Source organism: Citrobacter portucalensis (genome assembly GCF_023374935.1).
Lineage (GTDB): Bacteria > Pseudomonadota > Gammaproteobacteria > Enterobacterales > Enterobacteriaceae > Citrobacter > Citrobacter portucalensis.
The window spans coordinates 2188536-2203751 of the sequence record NZ_CP092466.1; the positions used below are offsets into that span (position 1 = coordinate 2188536).

Annotated in this window: 24 protein-coding genes and 2 pseudogenes; 16 read left to right on the top strand and 10 right to left on the bottom strand. The window is 49.0% G+C overall.

Annotated elements, in window-relative coordinates:
• Positions 1-17: 17 nt before the first annotated feature.
• The 10 genes from LY264_RS10620 to LY264_RS10665 all read right to left on the bottom strand — a co-directional run bounded on the left by LY264_RS10620 (position 18) and on the right by LY264_RS10665 (position 7115).
• On the bottom strand, positions 18-260 hold the full coding sequence (locus LY264_RS10620; protein WP_065944795.1) for a DUF4060 family protein: 243 nt from the start codon (positions 258-260) through the stop codon (positions 18-20).
• Positions 247-450: a hypothetical protein gene (locus LY264_RS10625; protein ID WP_003841645.1), complete on the bottom strand. Its 204-nt coding sequence runs from the start codon at positions 448-450 to the stop codon at positions 247-249. Before LY264_RS10625 ends, LY264_RS10620 begins: the two co-directional genes overlap by 14 nt.
• Positions 443-787 (bottom strand): hypothetical protein, encoded by a 345-nt coding sequence (locus tag LY264_RS10630; RefSeq protein WP_171845942.1) that lies wholly within the window; start codon positions 785-787, stop codon positions 443-445. Before LY264_RS10630 ends, LY264_RS10625 begins: the two co-directional genes overlap by 8 nt.
• Positions 788-821: 34 nt before the next feature.
• Complete coding sequence (locus LY264_RS10635) at positions 822-1913, bottom strand: RecT family recombinase (protein ID WP_071692475.1); 1092 nt, start codon at positions 1911-1913, stop codon at positions 822-824.
• A gap of 12 nt (positions 1914-1925) precedes the next feature.
• The gene (locus LY264_RS10640) at positions 1926-4754 is read right to left on the bottom strand and encodes a RecE family exodeoxyribonuclease (protein ID WP_071692474.1); all 2829 of its coding nucleotides are present in this window, start codon (positions 4752-4754) and stop codon (positions 1926-1928) included.
• Between the two features lie 139 nt (positions 4755-4893).
• On the bottom strand, positions 4894-5055 hold the full coding sequence (locus LY264_RS10645) for a YdaE family protein (protein ID WP_071692473.1): 162 nt from the start codon (positions 5053-5055) through the stop codon (positions 4894-4896).
• An 11-nt stretch (positions 5056-5066) separates the two neighbouring features.
• A complete protein-coding gene (locus LY264_RS10650; RefSeq protein ID WP_001568763.1) occupies positions 5067-5273 on the bottom strand; it encodes a hypothetical protein in 207 nt (68 codons plus the stop codon).
• A gap of 608 nt (positions 5274-5881) precedes the next feature.
• Positions 5882-6271 carry a hypothetical protein gene (locus LY264_RS10655; protein WP_240498925.1) on the bottom strand — a complete coding sequence of 130 codons (390 nt, stop codon included), beginning with the start codon at positions 6269-6271 and terminating at the stop codon, positions 5882-5884.
• A 4-nt stretch (positions 6272-6275) separates the two neighbouring features.
• Positions 6276-6686: a hypothetical protein gene (locus tag LY264_RS10660; protein ID WP_071692472.1), complete on the bottom strand. Its 411-nt coding sequence runs from the start codon at positions 6684-6686 to the stop codon at positions 6276-6278.
• Positions 6687-6719: 33 nt separating this feature from the next.
• Complete coding sequence (locus LY264_RS10665; protein ID WP_071692471.1) at positions 6720-7115, bottom strand: helix-turn-helix domain-containing protein; 396 nt, start codon at positions 7113-7115, stop codon at positions 6720-6722.
• A 103-nt stretch (positions 7116-7218) separates the two neighbouring features.
• Between LY264_RS10665 and LY264_RS10670 the strand changes: the two genes are divergently transcribed.
• The 16 genes and pseudogenes from LY264_RS10670 (at position 7219) to LY264_RS10750 (ending at position 15216) form a co-directional block, all read left to right on the top strand.
• Positions 7219-7452, top strand: coding sequence for a transcriptional regulator (locus LY264_RS10670; RefSeq protein WP_071692470.1), 234 nt, complete (start codon positions 7219-7221; stop codon positions 7450-7452).
• 2 nt (positions 7453-7454) lie between these two features.
• Positions 7455-7994: a toxin YdaT domain-containing protein gene (locus LY264_RS10675; protein WP_071692469.1), complete on the top strand. Its 540-nt coding sequence runs from the start codon at positions 7455-7457 to the stop codon at positions 7992-7994.
• 84 nt (positions 7995-8078) lie between these two features.
• Positions 8079-9353: a replication protein gene (locus LY264_RS25985; RefSeq protein WP_071692468.1), complete on the top strand. Its 1275-nt coding sequence runs from the start codon at positions 8079-8081 to the stop codon at positions 9351-9353.
• A 2-nt stretch (positions 9354-9355) separates the two neighbouring features.
• Positions 9356-9694: a DUF977 family protein gene (locus tag LY264_RS10690; protein WP_071692467.1), complete on the top strand. Its 339-nt coding sequence runs from the start codon at positions 9356-9358 to the stop codon at positions 9692-9694.
• Positions 9691-10026, top strand: a complete 336-nt coding sequence (locus LY264_RS10695) for a hypothetical protein (RefSeq protein WP_071692466.1) — start codon at positions 9691-9693, stop codon at positions 10024-10026. Before LY264_RS10690 ends, LY264_RS10695 begins: the two co-directional genes overlap by 4 nt.
• 208 nt (positions 10027-10234) lie before the next feature.
• Positions 10235-11050 (top strand): hypothetical protein, encoded by an 816-nt coding sequence (locus tag LY264_RS10700; RefSeq protein WP_249457661.1) that lies wholly within the window; start codon positions 10235-10237, stop codon positions 11048-11050.
• 28 nt (positions 11051-11078) lie between these two features.
• Entirely contained in the window at positions 11079-11480 is a 402-nt protein-coding gene (locus tag LY264_RS10705) for a hypothetical protein (RefSeq protein ID WP_071692464.1), read from the top strand.
• Positions 11473-11733, top strand: a complete 261-nt coding sequence (locus LY264_RS10710; protein ID WP_071692463.1) for a DNA polymerase III subunit theta — start codon at positions 11473-11475, stop codon at positions 11731-11733. The genes LY264_RS10705 and LY264_RS10710 overlap by 8 nt, the downstream gene beginning before the upstream one ends.
• Position 11734: 1 nt before the next feature.
• Complete coding sequence (locus tag LY264_RS10715) at positions 11735-11983, top strand: hypothetical protein (RefSeq protein ID WP_196239009.1); 249 nt, start codon at positions 11735-11737, stop codon at positions 11981-11983.
• A 539-nt stretch (positions 11984-12522) separates the two neighbouring features.
• Positions 12523-12753, top strand: a pseudogene (locus tag LY264_RS10720) (DNA cytosine methyltransferase); the annotation flags it as partial.
• 117 nt (positions 12754-12870) lie between these two features.
• Positions 12871-13146, top strand: coding sequence for a hypothetical protein (locus tag LY264_RS10725; protein WP_071692460.1), 276 nt, complete (start codon positions 12871-12873; stop codon positions 13144-13146).
• Between the two features lie 41 nt (positions 13147-13187).
• Positions 13188-13376, top strand: a pseudogene (locus tag LY264_RS10730) (DNA polymerase III subunit theta); the annotation flags it as partial.
• A 407-nt stretch (positions 13377-13783) separates the two neighbouring features.
• Positions 13784-14017: a DinI family protein gene (locus LY264_RS10735; protein ID WP_032944444.1), complete on the top strand. Its 234-nt coding sequence runs from the start codon at positions 13784-13786 to the stop codon at positions 14015-14017.
• A gap of 110 nt (positions 14018-14127) precedes the next feature.
• The gene (locus LY264_RS10740) at positions 14128-14376 is read left to right on the top strand and encodes a hypothetical protein (protein WP_071524344.1); all 249 of its coding nucleotides are present in this window, start codon (positions 14128-14130) and stop codon (positions 14374-14376) included.
• A 34-nt stretch (positions 14377-14410) separates the two neighbouring features.
• The gene (locus tag LY264_RS10745) at positions 14411-15010 is read left to right on the top strand and encodes a DUF1367 family protein (RefSeq protein ID WP_071692458.1); all 600 of its coding nucleotides are present in this window, start codon (positions 14411-14413) and stop codon (positions 15008-15010) included.
• Positions 15010-15216 (top strand): hypothetical protein, encoded by a 207-nt coding sequence (locus tag LY264_RS10750; RefSeq protein WP_071692457.1) that lies wholly within the window; start codon positions 15010-15012, stop codon positions 15214-15216. The genes LY264_RS10745 and LY264_RS10750 overlap by 1 nt, the downstream gene beginning before the upstream one ends.

Consider the following 15216-nt stretch of genomic DNA (forward strand, 5'->3'; position numbering starts at 1 on the left):
TTATTGAAATATCGCTATCAACCCACCTGACCCGGCAACGCGCGCAACCGGCGCATACCTGTCATTGCCGTGGCCACGTAGCTAGCCTTACGGTTCACTACCTCCACCCAGACCTTCACACCTTCAACTCTCACTGTGTATGTCTCCTTCATCTTGCTGCGGCCATAGTCGCCGTAACGTTCTGCATGAGTGGCCAGTGCTATGTCGCATGCCTGACGCGCTAACGGGGATTGCTGGTTGCCTCGGTTAATTAATCGCATGGTCACCGCCTTCTGGATTGGATGGTTGACGGAAAACCGCTCGGGACGGCGACCAATCGCAATATGCATCGGTTTCGGTATGCCCGAAAATTGCCTTACAGCGACGGATATGGGCGCAGTCGCCGCAGGTCTTACCCTTCGGGAGTTGCATTTTATCGGGGTCTGCCGGGTTATAATTTAGCTCAGTCATTCCAGGCCTCCAGCTCGTTCTGGATTTCCTCGTCGATCTCGTCATTGGTGGCGTCTTCGTTTAGATAGTCGCGCGCATCTTTAAGATACTGTTCTCGGCGTTCGTGGTACCAGGCAGAGAACTCCGGTGACCAGCCGCGACCATTACCTTGAAAATCAACCAGAGCGTTGTCCTCAGCCATACGCTCAACCATGCAGTCGGCAGTTGTCAGGGCGCATTCCCGGATGTAACCGCGAAGGTGGTGTTTGCGCCACCAAGGACTTACTTTCGAATCGCAACGTCCTTTGAACTCAATTTCCCAGCGGCGGATGCAGCGTGCGTTTAAAGATTTACTCATCTCGTTACCGGGAGGGTTCGCCCTCCCGCCTCCCTTAGGCCACGTATTCCGGTTTCATATCCGCCAGGGTGATGCTGAACTGATCGTGCAGTTCGTCGCCCAGATGACGTTTCGCCGTTGCAAGAACTCGCTCAACTTCCCCAAACCGTTCAGCTGCATCCGGTTCATCCGGAGACGGCAGGGAGTTTATCGCGGCTTCAACCTTGTTACGTGAATCAACCAGGTAGTAGCGCTTCACTGCCTTATTCTTCAGCTCGGTGAACAGGGCAGATCCGAGCGAGGCCTTCGCGCTTTCGATATCAGCGCGCAGTGCTTTGGCGCTATCAACATCCTGTGCTGCCTCGATGCGCTCGCGGAAATCATCGGCAAGAGCGTCGATATTTACCGACGATTCGTGTGCGCTTTGCGTAGTTGTGACGGTGTCACCTGCGATTTCAGCAACGCTCATTCGTTGGGTTGAGCCAGGGTTAATAACTTTTTCTTCTCGTTCTTCGACTTCATCGGCACTGTAAACACCGAGAATCACATCAGGGCAGTACAAGCGAGCCCAGCGCTTTACCGCGAGATAAGCGAGCTGCTGACGCGGATCACTTGCCCATAGTGTCGAATTACGAACCTGAGCCTGAGAAAGCATGAGTACCAGTTCGCGTGGTTCATCCTCTCCTTTCATAGTTGCCCACACACGAATTCCTACACCGGCCTCATCCTTTAAATCCCAACCGGGTGCGATGTACTTATTGCCTTTAGAACTGGTTCTCTCTACAAATCGACCAATTATGTTTTCCCATGGACCAAACCAATCGTAATGAAGGCGATCTTTTGTAGGCGACATGTTGGTAACAACCGCATTAACCAGTTGAGCTTCGTATCCCAATACTCCGCTATTACCGACGATGTGGGTCTTCTGAGCTACGGCAAAGGGGTCCATACCCCATCGTGCGGCCTGCATGACCACAGCCATGCAGGCATCTGGTTTTCCGCGGAAGTGGTCAGGTACAAAAGCGCCACTATTTGCCATCACTGTCGACAAGGTGCGTAGGCGGTCGAAAAGTTCCCCATTAGTCAAAATTGAGATGTTATCGATCATTTGCGTCTTGTTTTCGTTGGTAGTAATTGCAGTAGACATGTTCTTTTCCCCTTATGCCTGAGTACGCAGCGCTTCAAGGCGGCGCAGGTCGAAGTCGTTCAGTTCGTCGGTGTAGTCTGCGGTGATCGGCGCTGGCCACTCGCCAGTGTCAAAACCGGTAGCGATAGCGCGCATCGCCTTGCGGTACTCGAGCATGCCCAGTTCCAGCAGTTCGGTTGATGCCTCAATGATGGCGATCCAGTGGTAGTTCTCGTCTTTGTTGACGAAAATCCAGAAGAACTGATCCAGTGCTGCGGTCTCGCAATACATAGCCGCGCTCAGGTGGTAGTCACGGTCGATGATTTCCCGGTGCAGTTTGGCGCGCAGACCTTCCTGCTTAATGTTCCACATGCTGATGGTTTTCAGGTCGGCACCGATGCGAACGCCATCCAGGTCGATCTCCAGATCCGGACGAACGCGGACTTCCAGACCGGTTACGTCGTCAAAGCCAAAGTAGCTCACCTCAACAGCGCGGCTCGGATGCTGAAGCAGCATCCCGGCGGTTGGGTGTGCCAGTAATGCCGACTGAATAGCCAGCGCGGTGCTTAGTTGCTGACGGGTGACCAGCACTTTTCCTTGCGGATTCTCGCGCCAAGCATCCAGCAATTCGTCGGCGAAGACGGCGTCCGGATTAACAGACTTCACGGCCTGTATCAGGTCTGATTTGGTACCGGACACTTTCAGTGGTTGGGGCTTCTGCGCCTCCTGTGCAACCAAGTCAGGATTGATGATTGCCAGTTGCTCGAGTAACGCATCACGGCTACCGCTGGTTTTCACCTGAGCAGACAGAGTGGCGTTGTATTCCTTGATGCAGGCTTTCATCGCCGCTGCGGTCTGCTTCTGGTCCGCTTCGATCCGCTGGTACTCTTCTGGCAGCGACATGTAGTTCTGACCAGTTTCCTCGACTGAACCACCCAGTGGCACCTGAGCAGGCAGAGTGGCGTTGTATTCTTCCAACAACGCTTTGATGTCGTCGGCGCTCAATTGCGCTGGCAGGGTGGCGTTGTACTCATCGATAAACGCGCGGATTGTTGCCGTTGTGGTGAACGCGCCTTCCGGGATCATCGGTTCAACGCTGAACTCTTCATCAAGCTGCTCTGGCTGCAACGCAAGGCCGTGCACCAGGTTACCCATGTCCAGTACCGGAGAACGCTCTTTGGTGATCGTTTTGGCAACGTGGCGCGCATTGAAGTACATCAGGCTAACGCGGGCATCTTTTACCTGCGTGCTGCTGATTCCGTTCGCTGCGTGATAAACCTCGTTCGGCAAACCTTCATAGCGGCCTGGCTCAAAGTAAGCAGGGTAAACAACTGCCGGTTCGTCAGATTGAGCTTCTGGCTCGGCTTGTGCCGCAACTGGTTCAGTTTGGTTTACAGAATCGCTATTTTGGGCGACAGAATCCGTATTCTGGTTCACATCGGCTTGCTGGCCGGTATGTGACTCTTCACCAGTTTCCAGACTGCTTTCGCCTGGCTGCACTTCATCACCAGCCTGTTCTTCATCACTGACAGTTTCTTCCATCTGCACATCGCTGGTGGTGTCCTCATTAAGTGGTGAACGGTCATCTATTTGTTGGGCGGTTAATGCGAGGTCTTCTGTGATCCATTTCGGGTCTGTAGGGTCACTAATCCCCTCGACATATTCGCCGCGGGAAGCTGCAAGAATTTTGTTTACCTCTTCGGCCGTTACTTTTTCCTGTTTCATAGGTACAGGCATAGACGAACGACCGCAGGCTATATCAACGAGCAATGGATCTGGGTTGGCGTGGTCGGTTTCCGTCAGTACTCTATTCAAATATTCTTGGTGTTTTGCAGGATCAGCGTAAAGCCCTTCTGGTGTGGTTTTTACTGTTGCGATGATGCAGGCACGTGAGTAGTCCAGGCCACCAGGCATTGAAACGAATCTCTCTCGAGTCGCCAGCCATTCGGGATCGTCCATCTTATTCATAATGGAGTTTGCCAGCAGTTCTATATCCAGAGGGACGTTGTAAATATCAAATTCGCGGTCACGGGCACGTAGCGCCAGAGCAATCTCATGCTCCAGACCGAGAATGGTTTGCGGGAATTTACGGTCAGAGATAATTCCGCCGCCGGCGTTCGCACCTGAAGGTGTGCGATTAATGGTTGTTACACGATTACCTTGGCTCCACTCTTTAACCAGCAGGCCGCGATCGATGTATTCAGTTTTGAACCACACCGTCAGGAACTGAATAACTGTTGCCAGCTCCGGTTTTTTACCGTCGACAGGGAAGACTTTCTTAACGGCATTTACGACTTTATGAATATCGTGCTCAATGGCTTTTTTGAATGCTTCCACATTCTCAGCAGCCAGCAGCAGGTTCTGGATGTACGTGTCATCAGTGTCCATCTCAAGGCGGACAATCTCGTTTTTCTGCCCAGCGTCGATGTGATAGAGATATTCACCATCACCGATGAACTGAGCCAGTACGCGCTGACGGAATGGCAGGGTAGCTACGACGATCAGGTTCGGCTGATCTGGCTGCTGAGATTCTTCTGCGGCGCTGTCTTCAGTATCCGCGTCGTCGACAGACTCATCTTCAGCCTGTTGTTTAACATTCCAGGTGCGCTGGTCTTCGGCCAGTTCGTAACGATCGCACCAGGTGAAATCAACTTCACCTTCTTCTGGCAGGTCATCAACAACCGGGAAATCAGTGCGAATTGGCTTGGCGTAATCCTTACCGCGCCCGGTTTCGATACCAGCATCTTCCAGTGCAACATCCAACTGCAGATTGGCGCGAGCCTCGGTTTTGGCAGTGAACCAGACCACTGCATCTTGCTTTCCGGATTTCTGAGTGGCTTTAACCACATTAAAGAATTCCATGTGAGATCCTCATTTTTGGGTGTTAGAATCCCCGGACCATTGATAGCGCCCATTGGGTTAACTTTGGTTTTAATGTTGTTTCCGGTGTAACTTTGGTCGGTACCACCGGACGTAGATCCCGCCTTGCGCGGGTTTTACGTTAGCCTTCGTGAGCCATCTGGTCGTGCGAAGCGCAACGTTTGGAACAATACTCTTTCTCTTTGCGCGCCAGCTGTGAGCCGTTGCGATAGAGAAGGGTGCTTTTGATTACGTCCTCTGGTTTAACCGGCTTACCGCAGTAGCCGCATTTCTTGTCTTGCATGACACTCTCCGTTAATGGCTGAGTCCATGCCCCAGACCGTTCAGATAAACTTCAACCAGCAAATCCTTGGTGTAAGTCATCTCCACGCCGCGATGCAGATACAAACGTCCGCGAGCGTTAGCTGATGCCGTCCAGGTTGAGTCTTTGTGTTTGACGAGCATCCCCGGCTGAACTGCGCCGCGGTTTACTGTCTGTGTACCGTAGTGCTGATGAACCATGATGTTCTCCAGTTTTTCTGAGTGAACTTCGCTGGTGGCGCCGTGATGCTGATCTTCACAGTTGAGCGTTTTAACTCTGCAGTTCACCACCGCGAAGCTCACTTCTCTGTTTTGCCCTTGTCGCCAGGCTGGCGGAACGTTTCAAACCTACTGCGCGTTAATCTCACCACCTCATTCCGGTCTTCGTATGCCCCGGACGGCTACTTCGTGGGCGTCCTGCCTCGGTGGTTGTGTTGATGGAGTAATTAAACACAATGTTTATTTTCGTGTCAACATAATGAGTGTTTTTGTATAAACAAAAAGTTTAGTTGGTTGCGCTCGTTGGCACGAGTAGTATGTTTTGTGGTCTATTTTGTGGTTATAAAAAAATCGATTAGGGCGGGCTATGGAAAAGTTCTACGTGGGTTACAACGATGTATGTCAGGCGGTAGGTAGAGCGACGCTGAATCTGATATCACATGGAGACGCGCCAACTACTGAGGCGATCATTTCAATGCTTGAGTCGCTGGGGGATATTGAGCAGAACGATTTTTGGCGACAGGTGTTCAGGTTTGCAGCTGAGGAAGTGCGAAAAGGGTAGGCAAAAGAAACCCGGCGCTGTGGCCGGGTTAAAGATAATGCTGAGCTAGTTTGTAGAGGCCGGTCATTATTGCGATGAGGGTCGGAACTCCAAGTAAGACGGCTAGTTTTGCGTCAGATATTTTTTTATCTACTGTATCGGTTGAAGGTTTTTTATCGAGAGAGGCTTTAATACTTTCCAGTCTCTCAAGAGCAATAGTCATGTTTTGGCTAATTGATTTCGCATCTATTCTAAGCTCATCAACATCACGTCGAATATAGCTAATATCAGCTTCCAGTTTAGCTACTCTGGCTTCAAGCATGTTACCACCTCCACCATTACCATCATGAAATGATGACTTATTATCCTCCTCATGTCCATCCACCAAGTCTTCTGGAGACGTAGCGCTTACGAGTCTTACGTAGTCTTTAGCTGCCATAGGATTACGCCACCCCCAAAACATTGAAGAAAACACTCATGCTATCAAGGGGATTTTCACTATCATAGGGATTGAGAAGTTCACAGGTGAAACGATAGGTACCATTTAACGTTGGGTTAAAATAAAAGCTTGCTGTGAGAAAGGAAGATCTCTTTACTGGGTCAATGTAGTTTTCAGGGATGGCATCCATAGATGAGGATATGGGTACATCTTGTAAGTTTGGGTCGGCAAGCTTGAGGCTCACAAAATAAGGCAGGGTATTTTTCAGTTCTAGAAAAGATATGCCGACACTCATAGCTATAACACCATCATCGCGAACGGTGAAATTCAATGTGGGTGCTCTCGCGCCTTCCAGGTTGAACTTAGCCGGAAACATAAAGGCTATCTTTCCAGATATCTCTTTTTCACTATCCATTTCTATTCATGCTTCCTGTGTGTCTGAGAAGTGTTACTCCACATCACCCTTAATCCGCCGCCCCATGTACTTGGCGTACAGTTCGTCGAGTTCTTTCAATCGCAGAGATACGATCCGCAACATGTTCTGTTGTTCTTCTTCGTTTGGGAGTTGATTATAGAGTTCCAACAGTCTCCGTTCGTCGTGTCTCAAACCGTCCTTAGCATCCACGTCCTGACCTAGAACCCACTCAAGACTTACGCCTAGCGCATCGGCAAGTTTTATTGCTGAGCTTTTTCCTATCGCTCCTCTGACAAACCAGTTGTTGACTGATTGTGCGCTCACACCACAGATTCTCGCTATATCCGCTTTGGATATGCGCTTCTTCTCGATGATTTCATTTAACCGCCGAACCTGCGGGTTATCTGTTTGGTGTGTGTTTTTTCTCATATATCAAGATTCTAAACTAAAAGTTTATCGCCTCAACATTCATAATGTTGACTTGAATGTAAACATAATGTTTAATTTGGTTCGTTATTACTTGGAGCCAAATATGAAAGCACTTGATAAAGCAATATGCATCGTAGGGGGTGCAACCCGTTTAGCAGAAAAGCTCAATGTATCCCCAATGACGGTCAGTCACTGGCGTCACCGTGACAATGGATTCGTACCGGCTAACCGTGTCATTCCTATTTTCAATGCTACAGGTGTAACTCCACATGAGTTACGCCCTGATTTGTACCTCAACCCTACGGATGGGTTACCAGTTCAGGAGGCGAGGGCATAACCATGCAGTCACTGTCACTTCATCAAAATAGCGGATATCAACCGGCTGCGATGATAAATCGCAATCAACCTGTTTTGGTAGATAAACATGACCAGATCCGCGATGCCGTTCGTGCGTGGGCGGGTGTAGATGGTCAGGACGTAGTTACGGCTCTGATCATCGAAGAGTACCGGGCGCAAGGGGGTGACGAGATCACTTTCTCTGGTGACCTCAGCCGACAGCGCCAGAAGCTTTTCCGCTTCCTGGATAACCATTTCAACAGCGAACGGTACCGCGAAAACGTTCGCCAGCTGACTCCCGCAATCCTCGCAGTTCTGCCGATTGAGTTCCGCAACCGCCTGCTGCCAGAAGACAACATTATGGCTCGCCTGGCGCGTATGGAGAAGGAAACCAGCGAAGCGAAGATTGCCGTCGCGATGGATGCGCCGCGTCATCAGAAGCTGAAAGAGCTGAGCGAGGGGATCGTGGAGATGTACCGCGTTGACCCTGGCTTAACCGGTCCGCTGATGGAGATGGTGCAGATGATGCTGGGGGTTGTATGACTGACTCAAAAATGGCGAAAGCCGCGGTGCTAGAACACCAACGGCCTTCAGGTGCAAAAACTGTGCGTAATTGCGGAGAACAGTATGTCAAATACCGCTGAAATATTCAAATTCCCCACACAGCAGGGGAAACAGGAGAGCAGCATGGCTGAGCTGGAGAAAGGCTATCTACGCTTAGCCAACCAGATTCAGGATGCCCTGTGTATCGTCGAGCTATCCGGGCGCGAGTTCCGGGTGCTGAATGCTATCGTTCGCCTGACCTATGGCTGGTCTAAGAAATCAGACCGCATCGCCAATAGCCTCATTGCAGACAAAACGACGCTGAAGGTGAAACACGTGTCTGAAGCCGTGCTTAGCCTTGCCTATCGGAACATCATCATCCTGCGCCGAATTGGGCAAACCAGATACATAGGGATTAACACCAGCCTGGATAAATGGGCGTATACCAAGCCAAATTGCACGAAGTGTCCAGCGGTGTTTCCTGCTGCTGAAGTTGTTACATGGGTTATTACCATCCCTGAATTCAGGGATAGCAATTTTACCCATTCAGCCATCCCTGAAAACGGGGATAACCATCCCCAAAAACAGGGAGAGGTATCCCTGAAAACAGGGAACACCAAAGACATTCTTCCAAATACAAATATAAATACAGATCTAACCCAACCCAAACCCTTCCCATCTGGAAGGGCTTTTCGGGATTACGTTGCCGGTCTACTCGAAGGGAAATTATCGGGGGGTTCGGCATCGGAATTTCACGATTCTGCGATCGCCACGTTGCAAGCTGTCGGATTGGATTTTCACCGTGAGTATCCGGTTCCTGAACGCGGTGATGGGTGTGAAGGGAGGATTGATATCGTCGTGACTGATGGACATGGGACTCAGTGTGGTATCGAGCTTGATCGAAATTCCCCACGCCAAAAATCTCTACTGAAACTTGGCGCAGTTGAGATGGGCATTTGCGTGTTACGCCGTAGCGACATCGTAAGGCGTACTGAACAGGGAGTTCTGATCATCGGCGGTTCTGAATCTGCAAAAAAAGATAGGTCAGCAAAATTCAACCCGCTGGATGTCGAGCTTCCCGAATGGCTGAATGCTGCGTCGTGGAAAGAATGGGTCACATATCGCCAGCAGTCAGGCAAGTCCATTAAAACCGAGCTGACCGTCATCAAGGCTTTCAGCTTGCTGAAGGCATGCCTGGACGAAGGGCATGACCCGGTTGATGTGATCAACACCAGTATCGCCAACGGGTACCAGGGACTGTTCAAACCGAAGTTCGCTCTCAACGACCGCAAAACGGGCAGGGATGTGAACCGCATTTCCGAGCCAGATAAAACCATCCCAACCGGATTCAGGGGGTAAGCATGCCAAGACCAAATACACCAGAAGAGCAGGCGGCACTTATCCGGGTGATCATCGAAGAGGTGAAAATCCGCGGTCGTTTGACCGTTAGCGAGGCATCACAGATGTTGTCGCTGCATCGCCAAACAGCGGAGAAGTATTTCCGCGTAGCAGCCGAACGCGGCGAACTCATTCGTTACGGTCGTCTTGGTTTGTTCCGGGACCAGAAGGCTGTGATTGATTTCGATCTCCAGCGTTTTTCATACGGCTCGAGTAAGTCTGCGATTGAATTACCAGCAGATTTTCGGGGAAGTGCAGTTATGCGCCGGGTTATGGATATCGTGGGGAGAATGCCAGCATGAAACCAACCTATGAAGAACTGGAACAGCAGGTGCTCGATCTGTCGGTACAGCTCGCTAACGCCGAGAGCAAGTGCAGGGAGCTTAAACAGAAATCTGATATCTACTACATGCTGCGCAAAGACTATGGACTGAAAGGCTCATTGGTTGAATTTGTTGACTGGCAAGCCAAGCGGATTGCTGAACTGGAGGCGCGGGAGGTTGAATTGCCGAAGCCTATTAGCGTTTTGCATCGTCGAGATTTCAATGATGTGCACCGAGCAATTTACGCCTATCCGGAGGCAGAGGTTAACGCTGAATTAGCCGCCGCTGGCATTGGCGTGAAGGGAGAGTGAGATGGCTAGTGGATGCCTTCGCTGCGTAACAGGGATGATCGGGGCGACGAGGATTTACGAGGGTGATTGGGAGCAAAGAGAGGCCCTATTTAAACGGAAAGTTGAGGACTGGAATGAACGCACACGGCACTTTGCAATTCCTCATCCCGGATTTGCCAATAAATTTAATCATTGCCCAATGTGTGGCAAAAATGTTGAGGACTAATCCATGACAACTAACCACCCGGCGAACGGTCCTGTATCACTCGATCGCCTGCACCAGATAAGCGAAATACTCAGCAAAGCAGCAGCACAAAGCGACGGCGGTAATCTCGGCTACGCAATGGCTGATGCGGTGAAGGTGATTGATGGGGTGCTGGAAGCAAGGAACGCAGAGACGGGAGTGCCGGATGAATATCGTCATCTTAGTGAACTGTATCACGCACAGGTAAAGCGATTATTCAAACTTGCTCAGCGCATCAAGGGGCCGTCATTTGACAAATACACTCACTCGCCTTCGCAGGCTATCGATGTGCTGGAAGCAGCTATATTTGGCGATAGCGAAGACGCCTGCCGCGCAGCCATGCTTCAGTCGTTCGATAATTCCGAACAACTGGACGAAGTTGGCTCATGGAATAACCACATGAATACGCCTACCGCTAATCCAGCAATTGACACTGGAGAGTTGCTTAAACACATCGAAGGCATGGAGGTATCCGTAGACGTCAGCACCTGTGATACAGATGCTGGCCATCGTTATTTCGGCACTGTAACTGAAATATCTGAACTGGACGCGGCAAAGAATGGCTACATTCTGTTGGTTCAGGATGCGAAGCCAAACTTCAAACAGGCTGGCAACTCTCCGGTAGCTCCGGATGGTTGGAAGGTAGAGGCAGAACGACTGGCCGAGATACATGGCTGCAGTTTTTTTGTGTTCAGGCATGGCGAGGAACCTCAGTGCGCTGACTCTACAAAGGTAATCATCTCGTTCACAGACGAAGGTCTTGGGCATCATTCAGCAGCACCGCAGCAGGAGGTGAAGTGATATACTCTCGCCATTCTGTGGAGGGAGTATGAGAAATAATCCAAGTAAGCATGATATCCATTTTTTTGATAAATATATTAAATGGCTTTCAAGCAAACCCATAATGATCTCTGCCTGGCTATTAACTATGGCGGCTGGGGTTGTTGCTTCTTACTGCTTAAAACAGTGGTCTATATTACCCAGATTTGGTTGCATGGGGATAATGATTGGAACTCTTTTGACATTATCCCCTCTTTTTGCTCAAGGAGTTTACCTGTCTCGTTCTGAGGCGGCTATTGCATTCGGGCATGAGGATGAAGATGGGAATTTGGTAGTAACAAGCCCAAAAGGTAGGGCGGTGTCGAGAAATATACTTTATGGTGTTTTGATGATTGTTATTTCATCGATTATCAATGCTTTTGGAGATTTTTTAGGTTATTACTATGCCTGATTTCAACATCGCAGCAAAATCGAAAGAAGAGCAGGACAAGGTTAACGTCGACCTTGCTGCCAGTGGCGTAGCGTACAAAGAGCGCCTGAACATGCCGGTTATCGCTGAGCAGGTAGCGCATTTGCGAGATTATTTTTTGGAGAGGTTGAACTTTTATCGGGAAGCGTCAATAACTTTACCGAAGCCATCGGATCCTCGTTACATTGAAATGGCTGATCAAAATAGCTTATTAGGAGGTGGAAGTGGAAAATAGCATGAGCATTACAAGGATTCTTGAAAGAGAAAGAGAGCTTGATGATCTGGTTAAGGTATGCCTTGATGAGCTTGAGGTAATAGACATCCATGGTCAGGTTTATTCAATTCCTCTTTCCCGCCTAACGAACGCAGAGCAGGTGGTACATTGGGTTTGGAAAATTGCTGAGAGAGGTGATTTCGCCATGGATGTTGTTCGTAAATTTACTGAAGTTGCGTCCCATCATGTAGGGTTTGACGCTAAAATATAAATCACCTAGGACGGATTTCAGAGGTATACACATGTTTTACATTTCGCTTGCATCTTAATCATTTTTTTGTCGGTATAATCTTTTGTACAGGCGAATAACGTGTGAGGCCCGAAATTTATGACTTGTGAAGTGTGTAATAAACAACCTCTCGGACGAAGGGATCCTCCTATTGCATGCATGGTCTTGCAAGGTGATAAATCTGTTAACTTCAGCCATCATGGACGCGAAGCAAACGAGCGTTATTACAAGTGCTCAGAATGCGGTCATGAGTGGATGAGAGAGACAGGAAATTGCGGTGAAGGCTGGATGCCTTAATTAGAGTTTTGTCACTATTCGCAAATTAATTTTCTTAAATCAACCCTCCATAATTAAGTCATCAGAGTTTAAACAACTCCGGTGACTTCTGCGCATTTAAGGGGACTTAAATGCGGCCGCAATCTGAACTCCTCACCTTGTCACAGATGCAGAAATGCACCTTCGATTTCCTGTATTCAGCGAATTACGTTAAGGAGGTCGAATGACCATTGTCAGTAGACTGCATAAATTACCGCATCGTTGATATTGACACGCGCATGCTGCAACCATATGAGCTATAACGCGCGCAGGGATTCCCGGACTGGTACATCATCGACCAAGACTATCAGGGGAAGAAGTACGCGAAGGACAAGCAGGTTGCCCGCTGCGGTAACGCGGTGCCACCGCCGTTCGCTGAAGCATTGGTTCGAGCCAATTTACCGGAACTTTGTCAGCAGAAAGAAATCGCCGCATAAATAGAATAATATAATATTAAGTTATTGAAATATTTAACTATTTAATTGTAAATAATTTCCTGTTGGTTGCATATCTTGATAACCTTCCTTTGAACCTAATTCACGAAGGGGAGTGTAATGTCCGTAATCATTATGTTTGGTCATGGTATGAACGGGGATGTAGCAGATTCATTTAAAGTTATAAATCTAGGCAGACAAGTAACTTATAGTGAAATGGGGGTCGTGAGAGGGAAGAGTGAAGTAGATTATCCATACCTTAATTTTACTCCAATTCAATGCACACCAGAACATGCCATCATCGTATGTCATGGCGATTTGCCTACGCAAGATCAGATCGATGAAGCTGTTCGAAAGGCACGTATCAGTCACCCATGGAAATTTACCTGGCATTGATTGATGTATAATCCCTCTCAAAGCAACGAGGGGGATTCATTATGTCTGATTTCAACATCGCAGCAAAATCGAAAGAAGAGCAGGACAAGGTTAACGTTGATTTGGCGGCTTCAGGAGTTGCATTCAAAGAGTGGCTAGAACAGTTTGTACCCATTGAGGAGGTTGCAAGCATGCAACCTTCCTATTTGCAGGATTTTTTCAAGGAAAGGTTAAGCTTCTACCGAGATAAACTTCCTCAAAAACGCCAATGGGAAAGCGGATTTCCTCCAAGAGGACTGCCAGTATTGGCATATGTAAATAGAGTTTATGAACTGGCTATGTACAAGACCGAAGGATGGTTTTACCTCGATGATGGTAGATTCGATAAAAAAGCGGAAGTCGATCCTAAATACTGGATGACGTTGCCCCCATATCCCTCCCGCTAGTATATCCATAATCTTACTGTCGAAAAGCCCGCTTTTGCGGGTTTTTTCTTGTCTGGACAGTTTTACTAATCTGATTTAGTAAATTCCGAACACTCGGAAAAACTTAGCAGATACAACGGCATGGCTTTGGCAAAAAGTGCCATTAACCACTTGAATATGATGGTCAATAGGTATACTGTATAAATGTACAGTATATTGATGTAGAGGGAATTATGAAGATAGAACTTACCATCAACAAATCAAAAGACCTGCCGCGCGGCGCCATACCTGCACTTGAGAAAGAGTTGCTTAAACGACTTCAGAATCAATATGAAAATTGTTCTCTGGTTATCCGCAGGGCTGGCGGCGATAGCCTGACTGTTTTCGGTGGCGATAAGGGCGATAAAACGAAGGTGGAGGAAATCCTGCAGGAAACATGGGAAAGCGCCGACGACTGGTTTTATTGAACTTGGGTTAGCCGGCGCGCAGATAACAGAATACCGAAAATGTGTATCCCTTTGATGCTGTTGCCGACAACTTTTAACCGCGTCTGTGTCGATTGAAGGGAGAATAAAAAGTGAGTAATTCAGCATTGCAGGCATCAGATGATCATTGGTACGACCTTGTCAGACGTTCTGATGGTTGTGTTATGTTTAGCTTTCCTTCATCTGGCAGGCATCTGATTTATCGCGTTAATGGAATGGTATCAATGCGACCTTTGCTCGATGATGAAGAAGTCTTTACTCCCAATGGTTTTGTGCAATTTATCCGCCGTCTCGGCTACCGGGTAACTCCACCTTCTGATAATATGAAATCAACGGTCTGAACAACCGTAACCTACTGCGCCACGGAGAGAAACCATGGCGCACGAACTACAACTCATCAAGCAGTCTTCAGGAATCCTGATCCCCGCGACGCCGGAGACCAGCGATATTCTGCAATCAAAAATCAAACTTGGTGCCGTACTGGTAGCCGAATTTCGTCAGGTGAGGAATCCAGCATTCCATCGCCGTTTCTTTGCGCTCCTGAATCTCGGGTTTGAATACTGGGAACCCACCGGCGGGGCGATTTCTTCCAACGAACGTAAATTGGTGACCGGGTACGCTAAATTCCTCGCGGCATTTGGTGGAAACGAAGGCGCACTGCTGGATGCTGCCGAGCACTACCTCGATCGAATCGCTGACAGACGTGCAGGAAGTATCAGTGTCTGCAAATCTTTTGATGCTTACCGTTCATGGGTAATTGTCGAATCCGGTCACTACGACGCCATACAGCTGCCCGACGGCACTCTTCGCAAACATCCCCGCAGTATTGCCTTCGCCAACATGGATGAAACAGAGTTCCAGCAACTGTACAAAGCAGCGCTCGATGTTCTGTGGCGCTGGGTATTGTCCCGGTCATTCAAGGACCAGCGAGAAGCGGAAAACGCCGCTGCGCAACTCATGAGCTTTGCGGGGTGATGGCGATGAAATATTCCTGGTTTCACCATCACGAATGCACAACCGAACAGGCCGACGAGCTGGTGGCCAGTTATCGCCGTCGTGGCGCCACGGTAGAACGCAGCCTTAATCGCGACAACATCACCTGGACTGTCAGCGTGCAGTTGCCGGAAAGCGAGAAAGCGCCGCGCCCGAGTAAAGTCTGGCAAAACAGGGCGTGGGGGTGA